Source organism: uncultured Methanobrevibacter sp., assembly GCF_905235195.1.
In the GTDB taxonomy this organism is placed as follows: Archaea; Methanobacteriota; Methanobacteria; order Methanobacteriales; family Methanobacteriaceae; genus Methanarmilla.
This window is the reverse complement of the sequence record NZ_CAJOKH010000044.1, coordinates 1-11,891: the sequence shown is the minus strand read 5'-3', so window position 1 is coordinate 11,891 and position 11,891 is coordinate 1. Positions and strand designations below refer to the sequence as shown.

The window sequence follows — 11,891 nt, the reverse complement described above, 5'->3', positions numbered from 1 at the left end:
TGAATGTATTTTTAGGAGCATTAATCATATCACTAGGATTTAACTCAAAAACAGCAATACAACAATTATCTGAGAACTAAAAAATTCAGGCCCCTAAAAGTTTTAAAACTTTTATGGAAATAATGCTAATTTTTTAAAAAATAAAAATAGAAAAGTTTTAAAAACCTTTTAGAAATAATAGCTAATTTTTTAAAAAAAAAAATTATAATGAAAATAAATGTAAAAAATATTAAAAAGATAATAAAATTATAAAATACTTATTGAAGATTCATCACTATTTACCTCAACATTTACTCCATTTTTTAAAGAATCTGTGCTACTCGGTGAATCAACCATAGGTATATCTGACATTATAGCACCAGTTGCAATAATCGGTTCTGCTTTAAGACAAATAATAGCTTTCGGTGCAGTATTATTTTTCATCATCTGGAAAATAACATAAGACCCTACAGTAGAACCTTTACCTCCTGGAATAAATAAGACCTTATCTTTAACAGATTGTCCTTTTAATTCATGATTTATATCAATGACTTTACCAGTTTCTGGATCTACTCCACCTAAAAAACTAATAGGTTCACTACTTACAAGAAGCTCTCCACTTGCTTTACCTTTTGCTATTTTTCTACACTTAATCATAATATCCCTATAAACAATAACGAAAAAATTAAATAAAATTAATAAATTTAATTTATTCAATTCAATACAAATTTAATTATAATAATATTATTTGATTTAAATAATATAATTTTTTCTTAATATACATTTTTCTTAAAAAACTTTATTTAAACTAATTTACTTATAAAAATTATTAAAAAAAACTGACCTAATGAAAAATTAAAAACTTATACAACATCTACTTTCATTATTTCCCTTAAAACTGCTGTAGCATAAGCTCCTTTATTTATTGAAAACTCTACCCTAATTCCATCTTGAACTATTTCAACATTACTGTCCCAGACTCTAAATCTCATTGATCTTCTTAAACCATAACTTCCAAGTCTCGGCATTTTATCTACTTCAAAATCTTCTTTAGTTAATCCATATTTATCTAATACATCCTTCTCCATTTCTCCTACAATACCATCTGCAAATGGTACTTTAGTACCATATAATGGAGAAGTTGGATGAGCTTGGAATTTATCGATTAATTGTTGATATTCCTCTTTTGTTTTATCTCTAATGATTTTCTCTTCATTATCAATAATTATATCCCCTTCAATATACTTATTTATACCCATTTCAACTCTTCTTGAAACTACTTCATTAAATAAATAAGACTGATAAGCATGTACAAACATACGAGATAATGGTTTTGGAAGTGCATGTAGCGCATTTTTATATGATTTATCATTCAGCTCGCCATATTTGTCTAAATCAGAGATAAGTTCTCTAAGCATCATCTTCTCATAACGCATTCCACCATGCATTAATTCTAGTGCCTCTTTAATATTACCTTCATCATAAGCTACTCTTGCATTATAGCTATCTTGAGATTCTCCGTCAGTTGGATGGCCAATATAAGTATCTACAGCTTTTTTTAAATCATTTTGTATAAGAGCCTCACCTACAAGATGTGTAGTGCTTCTTACTTTTCCAAATCTCTGCCAACCAAAATAGTTAGGAACTCCAGATATTTCAAGTTGATTCAATATCTCTTTTGCTCTTAAAGCCGCATCTTCAAGAGATGTAATATCCTTATTAAAAGGAATATCTCTAATGACTATTTTAAATTTATTTCCAATTAACTGACCCAATCTAAGTTTTTTTTGACCTCTTACAACTTTTAGAAATTTAGTATTTTTAATTTTATCTTCTAAGTTTATAATCTCTTCAAGCTGCTCGTTTGAATCCATATTAGATATACAAATCCATTGACGAGTTAATGCATTTTTATCTTTCATACCTGCAAAACCCATACGTTTACGGCTAATATGTAAATCTCTTGAAATATCAAGTAAAACATCAAGGGTGGTTCTTCCAAGTTTTTCAATCCATATCCAAACATTTGGTCCTTCCCCTTGTGGTGTAATCTCAGGTATTTCTTCCACATAAAAATCTTCATAGGAATTTCTAATAGTTCCTCCAATACCGGGATTTTTACTAATATATGTATTTGCATTAAGCATAATATAACCTTAAAATATTTAAAATATATAATATCTAAAATTCTAAAATAAAAATTTAAAACCTATAAAAATAGTTATGCCCTGGCCGGGATTTGAACCCGGGGAATAGGATCCGCAGTCCTACGTGTTATCCAAACTACACCACCAGGGCATATGAAATTAAATAAGAAATCTAAAATGAGAAATAAAATTTCAACAATAAATATTATATTTTTTATAATATTTAAAATTTTTTTAAAAAATAGATTTTACACTTGAAATATATCTATATTAATTAATAAAAGACTAAAAATCGTGAATTCTAAAAAAATTTTTAATAATATTTAAAAAATATTTAAATAAAGAAAACTTGAAAAAGAATGTATAAAATTCCGTGTAAAATAAGTAAAATTTCTAAAATAAATATAATCCATTGAATATTATCTACAAAAATAAGAAAATTCACCTAAATCATGTAAAAATTTAAATATTATCTATAAACTAAAAGAGAAAATGTATAGTCACCAACTGTTCTTTTAGCACTATTATAGTTTTCAAAGTTTTCCAGATTTCCTCTTGAAGCTATAATCTGATTATTTACCTTAAATACATAATTTTTATCAGGTATTGTTTTATCAAAAAATGAGCTTAAAATCGTTGTAACTTGAGCTTTAGATTCATATGAATTGTTATTTGATTTTAAAATATAGTATATTTGATTTAATGTTGCATCATCAGAGTCAGCAGACAAAATTTCCATTAAATCCTCTGAAGTTCTATAATCACTTAAGACTTGAGAGTTATCATTTACAATATCAAGATTAATCATGGAATTAAAAGCTAAAAAAGCAATAAATATTAATAAAATAGCTATCATCCCATCAATTATCGAATAAAATCCATTAGTTTCCTTAATTAATTTATTTAAATGTAACATGGCAAACCGTTTTTAAAAATAAGTTAATGATTAAGATTAAAAAATAAAAATTTTAATTAATACTTAAATAATCATAATAAGAAAATTAATTAGAGTTTTTTAAAATATAATCAATGACTTTTTCTTTTTTGCGAATAGATTCCTGAGCAGCTTTTTGAACATTTTCTTTCATTTTTTCAAAGTCTTCAGGTGTTGTATCACCAATTAATTTTTTAATTTTAGTATATGCTGCTTCTCTAAATTGTGGTACTAATGTAGTTTCACTACCATCCTCTTCAACTAATCTTGGACTAGCCTTATTGTCAACTACACCAATTTGATCAATTTTTACACCAACATTAGATACAGATTTTATAACTTCATCTGAAATTTCAGGTGGTACAATTAACATTAATGAATCTGTTGAAACACCTAAAGGATCAATATTTAAATCTTCTAACATATTAAGTACATTAGTTGATACAAGGGAGTTTATTTTATCATTATAAAATTCTAGACCTACACCTGTAGTTTGAGAAATTTCATGAGCATCCCCACGTAGACCCCCATTTGTAACATCAGTCATAGCATGAATATCTTTTATTAAATCATTGTTAAATAATGCATTAGATGCTTTAATAAAACTTACATTTAAAGTATCCCATACTACATCAAAATATCCATTATAAAGTGCAGTTGTTGTAATTGTTCCTCCACCTGCACCTTCCGTCATTAATAATATATCTCCATCAGTTGCACCTTTTCTTGCAGTTGGAGGATATGGAGATACACCTACACTTCCAACAGCACTAACAAGCCTATCCCCAATAACCATATCTCCACCTACACGTAAGGTACTACCTGCAACTAATGGAACATCTACAAGTTCACAAACAGTACATACACCTGCAGTAAAGTCAAATAATTTTCCAACATCACCATCATCTGCAAGGTGAAGATCACTTAAAATTGAAACAGGATTTGCACCCATAACACATACATCTCTTAAGGTTGCACGTGTAACATGAAAACCACCTAAAAATGGATAATCACTAAGTCTAGAGTGTACACCATCTACAGCTGTTGTAATATAAAAATCATCTTGATTTGATGGTATTTTTACTACACCCCCATCATCTTGAGCTTGAGGATTAACTTCAGATGAAACATTAGTACTTGATACAATTTCTGCAATTCTCCTATGTACAAAGAAATCACCGGACCCACGAGATCCTACACCCATCTTACCCATGCTAACATTTGCTTTTGGAATCTCAGTAATCTCTTTTAAAAATTCGTCACCACTGGTTTTAACTTTAAGTGTAGTAGAAACTTCATCAATAACACTTTGAGCCATTAAAAGAGACGTTTCATCATTTATATCCTTATAATCTTTTATCCGAGTAGCTAATAGGTCCCTTAAATCCTTTTCATCTAAAGTATCTATTCTACTTCTTACAAATCCTTCAATATCCATAAATACACCGGAAATTATCCTTAATTAAATATGAAAACTATACTTTAAAATTAATTATATTAAATTTAATCAATGATGAACTAATCAATAAAAAAAAATTTGAATCTAAAATTCTTTTATAAAAATTTTTTTAAGTCATAATTTTCTATCATTTTTAAGATATATTTTTAAATATAATAAAGATTATGTTTAGAAATTATTTTTTAATTTCTATTTAAAAAAGATTTAATCTTTTTAAAATATTCTATTTTTGAAAATTTTTTAAATAGAATAGATAAAATAATTACTGTTTTAAATTTATTTTTAAATAGAATAATATAGACAAATTAATTACTGTTTTAAATTTATAAAGTTTTTAAGTATTTTTAAACCATAAGAACCACTTTTTTCAGGGTGAAACTGTGTTGCATAAACATTATCTTGACAGAGTGCAGCATTTACATCAAAACCATAATTACATGTTCCAACTACAATATCCTCATTATCTACATCTGCATAATAAGAATGTACAAAATAAAAATACTTACCATCTAAACCTTCTAAAATTGGACATGAATTTTTTAAATTTAATTTATTCCATCCCATATGAGGTATTTTACGACCTTCAGGAAGTTTTCTAACATGACCTTTGAAGATATCTAAACCCTTAATATGAGAACTTTCATCACTACTTGTAAGTAAAACCTGCATACCTAAACATATACCTAAAAATGGTTTACCTTCATTAATATATTCATAAATAATATCTTTAAATGGATTAATATTTTCCATTGCAGAACCAAATGACCCAACACCTGGAAGAACAAGGTATTTAGCATTTAAAATCTTTTCAGGATCATCTGTTAGTTCAACCTCTGCTCCTATCTTTTTAAAACCATTAGAAATACTCCTAATATTTCCACTTTTATAATCAATAATAGTAATCATATTAATCCTCAAATTATTTTTCATTTTCCCAATCAATTGTTGAGCGAATCATCATAGCAAAATCAGCATCAACAATAGTATTTACACCAAGTGTTTTAGAATGAGCATCTAACTCTGCAACAACATGATTGAATCCATCTTCTCTTAATGCTTCTACAAGTCTAGGTCCATCTGTAACAGCAATTGATTCAGCATTTATTTCCTCTATTTTAAGTGCATGAGGTACACCTAATACCACAACCAAATCAGGTTTTGTACTTTGCAATATTTCAAGTGCATTGTCTGCTGCAATTGGATACTCATCAAGCCCCCCAGTAATATAGTCAAATTCTACACCTGATTGTTCTTTTAAATCATTTTTTACATTTCTTGCATGCTGACGTATTCTTGCAAGACCAATATCTTCTGAAAGATTTCCAATAAACAGTGGTTTATTATTAGGATTGATTTTTCTATAATCAAAGTTTAAAATATCTGCAAATAAATATGAAGTTTCTTTTTTAACATTTAATACAAATGCTACTTTTTTATTTTCTTTAATACCCTTTACTATTAAGGATGCTATTTTTTCCTTATTGTCTCCAAAATTAGGTTTTACATAATTTCCCTGAGCCATTCCCCTAGTTTTTTCTACTTGAGTAGCCATCTCTAACATTGTAATTTGTCTATTTGCTTCCTCCTCGGTTATGACTCCATATTCAACAGCACGTTTAAGCACTAAAATTGCACCTTCTGTATTGTCCCCTTCGCCTAATCCTGCATGAGTTTCAACTGGTATAATTGTACAATCTAAATCTACATTTTCTATTGCAGATTCTAAGTCTTCACCAATAATCATACTTGCACATGTTCCAACTATACCCATAAGTTTAGGATTGAATTTTTCATATGCTTCAACAATAGTCTCTTCTAACTTTTCACTTGCTCCTAAAATAAAATCGTTTTCACTCATACCAGATGTAACAACCCTTACACCATCACTTTCAAGGAGTCGACTTGTTCTAAAGCAACAACCCTTTGGACCATGCATTATTATTACATCAGTATTCATATCTCTTAATGTATATAATGAAGCAGCAATAGGACTTGGACGTGGATGCATCATATTATATCACCTATTAGAAAAAATTACTTAAATTAATTAAATATTAGCTTTAAGTATTTAATAATAAATCAATATTATAATGTTTTGATATTTATTTTATAAAAATTTCACTTGAATATAAATGTATACTATATTATATAGGTAGATTTCAAGTGTAAAATTTAAAAAATTAAAATGAAAATAAGTATTTTAAAGGTTTAAATCTTTAAATTTTAAAAAAAAAATTAATTAAAAACTAAAAAAATAAGGACATTTAGGTAGTTACAATGCTAATAATATCCCCACTGTTTAGTTCATAATCACTTGCAATCCTCATATTTTTACGTGCATCAATTGCATATAAGAATTTCTCAGCAATATCAGAATGAATAACAAAAGCTAAATCATGAGGAGTAGAACCATTTTTAATAAGAATAGCATCAGGAAGAACATTACCCTTTTGATCTGTATATTTATGTTCATCAGAAACAGGATAAACAGTAATCATATCTAAAAGATCAAAAATAGCTGTATTAAGAGCTTTCTGAATACCAGTACTTCCATAAACATCTAAAATATTAGTTTGAATATAATCTAAAGCAGTTTTTTGATTTTTATTTAAACTAGCCCCATCAACAAGATCAAATGTTGAATCACCAGAGACATAATTAATCAAACCACTTTCAGCAGCTCTTACAAGTGCAAGTTCACTTTCAGCAGAACATGGTATAACATAAGGATACTTTTCCTTAAGTCTTTTAATATTTTCTGCAGAAGATGGTAAATCTGCCTTATTTGCAACAATAATCATAGGTTTAGATATTTTTAGAATATTACGTGTAAGTTCAATTAAATCTTCTTCTTCCCACTTATTGTAATCAGGTTCAATTTTTCTTTTAGCCTCAATAACATCTTCAACAGTTATACCTGTACCAGATAATTGTTCATAAATAACTTTAGAAACATCTAAATGTTCTGCTCCAATTTTACGAGAAAGTCTAACCCAGTTTCTACTTAAAATACCATATAACCACATTACAATCTCATTTTCCATAAAATCAATATCATCTAAAGGGTCATATGAACCTGCTTCAACTGGATTACCTTCAGCATCAGTTGAACCTGAAGCGTCAATAACATGTATCAATACTTTTGCCTGCATCAAGTCATCTAGAAATTTGTTTCCTAAACCTTTACCTTCATGTGCACCTGGAACTAATCCTGCAACATCAATAAGTTCAACAGGAATAATTCTCTTACCATCTCTACATTCAGAATTTCTAGGATTACAAACTACATCAAGTTCCTTACAAGGACATGTATCAATTACATGACCAATAGCGATATTAGCATCAATAGTTGTAAATGGATAATTAGCCATCTCTACTTTAGATGCAGTAGCTGAGTTAAAGAATGATGATTTTCCAACATTAGGTTTTCCAGTAACAGCAATTTGTAACATAATATCACATAAATACAAAATTTATTTGAAATAATATAAACTAAAATTAAAAAGTTTTAATAAATAGTGTTAAAATTAAATTATATTAAATTAAACCTTATTATTTTTTAATAAAATAGATTAATAAAGATTTTATAGTGAACTTTAAAAGTGAATAATCTAATTACTCTTCCCATAATTAGTTAATTAATATTTTAAATTTCAATTATATATAATTAATAGATATTTTTTTCTTTATAATTAAGACCGGATTTATATATTAACAATACCTCAAAATTCTTAAATGAAAACAATATTGATGTTAATGTTGATAAATACTTAGATAAACTAAAACATGAGGGAAAAGCATCAATCATAGTTGGATTAAATGGTGAAATAACAGGATTAATTGGACTGTCTGATGTAATACGTGAAGATTCTAAAAGCATGATTGAAAACCTGAAAGATATAGGAAATGACTGTATATTACTTACAGGAAATAATACAGAAACCGCTGATTACTTTGCAAAACAAGTTGGAATTAATAAAGTATATGGAAATCTGCTTCCTGAAGAAAAACTATCATAGATTGAAAAACTTAAAAATGAAGGTAAAAAAGTTTGTATGATAGGAGACGGTGTAAATGATGCTCCCGCACTTAAAACAGCAGATGTAAGTGTGGCAATGGGATCAGTTGGAAGTGAAGTGGCTATTAAAGCAACAGACATTGCCCTTTTAGGTGACGATATTGGAAAAATACCTTATCTTAAAAATCTATCAAATTCCACACTATTTACCATTAAAGCAAATATTGCAATGTCAATGACAATTAATGCAGTAGCATAATCTGTTCTGTTTTAGGATTATTAAATCAAATAACTGGTGCAATTGTTCATAATGCAGGATCATGTCTGGTAGTTTTGAATGCTGCATTATTATATGATAGACACTTTGATGATTCCATTAAAAAATAGATACAGAAAATGTAGAACACACACATTACCATTTCCACGATGACGATGAACACAGCCATCACATGAAAATTTGATATAATTGATGAGATTGTAACTGAAAATGGAATAAAACATATACATGGACATAAACATACATTAACAAGGCAAATTTGTAAAAAGTATCATTACTAACTTAGATAATTAGAAACAAAAGCCTATCAAAGACCTATGTAACACTTGATGCAAAAATCTATGGAAATAAAAGGAAAATGGACATTAGATAGAACAAGCTATGGAAAAAATAAATGATAGCAGGTATATCAATAGATAAGTACTATAAAAAACCATATAAATTGAAATAATAAAATATTTAACATTTCATTAGAAAAACAAATTAAAATATGAAAATGTGAGAAAAATAGTATTAAAAAACATTGATAAAAAAAAATAATAAATAATTTGTTAAATATATTTAATTTAAATTACTGAAAATAATTTAGTGATAATAAATATTATAGGTGAAAAAATGTTAGAAGCATATTTACCGTTTATATGGTTAATAATTTTTGGAAATATAGAAAATCTTATTCTTGCATCACAAGGTGTTGTTAAAGGAGTAGATCCTAAAATATTAGGTATTTCAAGTATAATCGTTGTAATAATTTGGCATGTACTAGGTTGTGTATTAACTGAAGTTGCAATGGACTATTCAAATGTGATTAATATTATTGGTGGATTAGCAATATTCCTATTAGGTGTTCAGGCAATCTATGAAGCAGTGCAAAACATCAAAGCAAAAGGTGGTGCATAATATGCCTGACTTAGATGACGCAAAAATAGGAAGCCTGCTTGTTTTTGGTAACATTGAAAACTTGATTCTTGCATCACAAGGTGCTGCAGCCCATGTAAATCCCTACGGCCTTTTAGGTTTAAGTTTAATTGCCGTTGTAGTATGGTTTTTAATAGGAACATTTGGAACTAAAGCTGCAATTAAATATGCTGATTATATTGAAATCATTGGTGGTGTAGCAATTATTATTTTAGGTCTTAAAGCAATATTTGAAGGAATGGGCCTGCTTTAAATTATAAACTTCTCCAGTGAAAAACTGGAGAATATTTACATATATTAAAATTAATATATGAAAAAAATAAATAGTAGTATTATAAATTTTCTAAAATTATTTAAAAATTTAATATAAATTCTAGTCCTATGGTGTAATGGTAATCATACAAGTCTCTGGAACTTGTGACTCCGGTTCGACTCCGGATAGGACTACTACTTATTTTTTATATAAATCTTAAACTAATCTAAAATACATAAAATGGATTATTGCAGGAATTCAAGTCCTATAACAGTTTATATGGTGAACAATTTGTGTCTTGCAGAGTTATTTAGTTTAATATGTGAAAAAAAGAATCAGAGAAATGATGATAAATTTAATCATTATATTAAAATTATAAATAATGTTGAGAAGAAATATAATATTATATAAAGAAAATAAGAGGATATCTATGGAATTAAAGACATTGGAGAGAATACCCTTAAAAAATAATCCTAAAATCAATGAAGATATGATACAGAGTTTTATTTTTGAAAAGCCTGCAGTATTGGGTCTTGGAGACTTGACTGCTCTTCAAAGAGAAAAAATTCAACCATCAGGAGGGCGACTTGACATTTTGTTAGCTGATGATTCTGGAAATAGATATGAAGTAGAAATACAGTTAGGATCAACAGATCCAAGCCACATCATTAGAACAATTGAATACTGGGATACTGAAAAGAAACGATACCCTCAATATGACCATTGTGCAGTAATTGTTGCAGAAGAAATAACTGGAAGGTTTATGAATGTAATTTCACTGTTTAATGGATCAATTCCTCTTATTGCATTACAACTTTCAGCATATAAAGATGGAGATAATGTTTCCCTTGTTTTTACAAAAATAATTGATAGAATCGATTTGGGCACTGATGAAGAGGAAGAACTTGTAACAACTGACAGAAACTATTGGGAAAACACTAAAAGTACAAAAGAAATGATAAAAATAGTTGACCGGATATATGATGATTTAGGAGAGTTGGTCTCTGACTATGAATTGAAATACAACAAATTTTATATAGGGCTTTCAATCAATGGTATTGCAAAAAACTTTATAACATTTAAACCAATGAAAAAATTCATATATTTACGATTCAAAGGATATGAAGATGCAGAAATAAGTAAAATATTAGAAGAGAAAGGTTTGGACTTTTCCTATGATAGCAAATGGAAAATTTATCAAGTAAAAATTAATACATTTAAAGAATACCAAGAAAACAGAGAATTATATATTAAACTAGTAAATGCTGCAAAAGAATATTTATTATAAAAAATTTGAACATCTTCTACAAAAAAGTAGGGGGGGTTTTACATTATTATATCTGTAACTGTGTCCAGTAACATAGATTATAAATGAATATCATATTCATAATGTAACTTCCTCCACAAAAAAGTGATAAAACTCCATAATGAGGACTTCAGGCAAAGGTGATGTTACTACACATATTGTGGCTTCGGTGTTTTAAAAGTGTCTTGTATGATTTTGAAAAGTTAAATAGGTGTATAGTAGTGGAAAATACATCTGATATTTGGATTAAAAAAAATGTCAGTAATCTATCAGTACGATGTCAGTATAATCTGGTAATAGGTAACTTTTTTTAATTATATATTTTTCATCAAAAACCAACAGATAAACTAAATAAAAAGGGGTGTATGTTTTTGTTTGTTGTTATTTGTGGTGGGTTTATATATTTAGTATTAGCATAAATGGTTAGTTACTAATTTTTTTTTATAAAGGGACATCCTGTTTAGGAATTAAATTTCTAAGAAAAAACAGAATGTATATGAGGGTTGAATTACTAACAGTGGGGCTTTATGATTGTTTATTTTCCTCTTGGGGGGGCTTTTTTATGGGATAATATTTATTAGTTATAACATACCATTATAA

General features: G+C 27.7%; 12 protein-coding genes, 1 tRNA gene and 1 pseudogene. 5 read left to right on the top strand and 9 right to left on the bottom strand.

The window, feature by feature from the left end; translation table 11 throughout:
- Window positions 1-246: 246 nt before the first annotated feature.
- The 8 genes from QZ146_RS06390 to QZ146_RS06355 all read right to left on the bottom strand — a co-directional run bounded on the left by QZ146_RS06390 (window position 247) and on the right by QZ146_RS06355 (window position 7,971).
- Window positions 247-636, bottom strand: a complete 390-nt coding sequence (locus tag QZ146_RS06390) for a DUF126 domain-containing protein (protein ID WP_295722836.1) — start codon at window positions 634-636, stop codon at window positions 247-249.
- Window positions 637-842: 206 nt separating this feature from the next.
- Entirely contained in the window at window positions 843-2,126 is a 1,284-nt protein-coding gene (truD, locus tag QZ146_RS06385; RefSeq protein ID WP_295722835.1) for a tRNA pseudouridine(13) synthase TruD, read from the bottom strand.
- 77 nt (window positions 2,127-2,203) lie between these two features.
- A tRNA-Arg gene (locus QZ146_RS06380) sits at window positions 2,204-2,277 on the bottom strand.
- Window positions 2,278-2,595: 318 nt separating this feature from the next.
- Window positions 2,596-3,042 (bottom strand): hypothetical protein, encoded by a 447-nt coding sequence (locus QZ146_RS06375; RefSeq protein ID WP_295722834.1) that lies wholly within the window; start codon window positions 3,040-3,042, stop codon window positions 2,596-2,598.
- Window positions 3,043-3,127: 85 nt separating this feature from the next.
- On the bottom strand, window positions 3,128-4,498 hold the full coding sequence (locus QZ146_RS06370) for an AIR synthase-related protein (protein ID WP_295722833.1): 1,371 nt from the start codon (window positions 4,496-4,498) through the stop codon (window positions 3,128-3,130).
- Window positions 4,499-4,828: 330 nt separating this feature from the next.
- On the bottom strand, window positions 4,829-5,425 hold the full coding sequence (gene hisH, locus QZ146_RS06365; protein ID WP_295722832.1) for an imidazole glycerol phosphate synthase subunit HisH: 597 nt from the start codon (window positions 5,423-5,425) through the stop codon (window positions 4,829-4,831).
- A gap of 13 nt (window positions 5,426-5,438) precedes the next feature.
- A complete protein-coding gene (cfbD, locus tag QZ146_RS06360; RefSeq protein WP_295722838.1) occupies window positions 5,439-6,527 on the bottom strand; it encodes a Ni-sirohydrochlorin a,c-diamide reductive cyclase catalytic subunit in 1,089 nt (362 codons plus the stop codon).
- A gap of 256 nt (window positions 6,528-6,783) precedes the next feature.
- Window positions 6,784-7,971 (bottom strand): redox-regulated ATPase YchF, encoded by a 1,188-nt coding sequence (locus QZ146_RS06355; protein WP_295722831.1) that lies wholly within the window; start codon window positions 7,969-7,971, stop codon window positions 6,784-6,786.
- 258 nt (window positions 7,972-8,229) lie between these two features.
- On the opposite strand from QZ146_RS06355, the pseudogene QZ146_RS06350 reads away from it, so the two are divergent.
- Together QZ146_RS06350 and QZ146_RS06345 are read left to right on the top strand one after the other, a co-directional pair.
- Window positions 8,230-8,562 (top strand): annotated as a pseudogene (locus QZ146_RS06350) (HAD family hydrolase); the annotation flags it as partial.
- 12 nt (window positions 8,563-8,574) lie between these two features.
- Window positions 8,575-8,796: an HAD hydrolase family protein gene (locus QZ146_RS06345; protein WP_295722837.1), complete on the top strand. Its 222-nt coding sequence runs from the start codon at window positions 8,575-8,577 to the stop codon at window positions 8,794-8,796.
- Between the two features lie 46 nt (window positions 8,797-8,842).
- Here the strand turns inward: QZ146_RS06345 and QZ146_RS06340 are convergent, their stop codons facing one another.
- Complete coding sequence (locus QZ146_RS06340; RefSeq protein ID WP_295722830.1) at window positions 8,843-8,983, bottom strand: hypothetical protein; 141 nt, start codon at window positions 8,981-8,983, stop codon at window positions 8,843-8,845.
- A 446-nt stretch (window positions 8,984-9,429) separates the two neighbouring features.
- Between QZ146_RS06340 and QZ146_RS06335 the strand changes: the two genes are divergently transcribed.
- The 3 genes from QZ146_RS06335 to QZ146_RS06325 all read left to right on the top strand — a co-directional run bounded on the left by QZ146_RS06335 (window position 9,430) and on the right by QZ146_RS06325 (window position 11,273).
- Window positions 9,430-9,714 (top strand): hypothetical protein, encoded by a 285-nt coding sequence (locus QZ146_RS06335; RefSeq protein WP_295722829.1) that lies wholly within the window; start codon window positions 9,430-9,432, stop codon window positions 9,712-9,714.
- A 1-nt stretch (window position 9,715) separates the two neighbouring features.
- Window positions 9,716-9,985: a hypothetical protein gene (locus tag QZ146_RS06330; RefSeq protein ID WP_295722828.1), complete on the top strand. Its 270-nt coding sequence runs from the start codon at window positions 9,716-9,718 to the stop codon at window positions 9,983-9,985.
- A 430-nt stretch (window positions 9,986-10,415) separates the two neighbouring features.
- Window positions 10,416-11,273 (top strand): hypothetical protein, encoded by an 858-nt coding sequence (locus tag QZ146_RS06325; RefSeq protein WP_295722827.1) that lies wholly within the window; start codon window positions 10,416-10,418, stop codon window positions 11,271-11,273.
- Window positions 11,274-11,891: the final 618 nt, after the last annotated feature.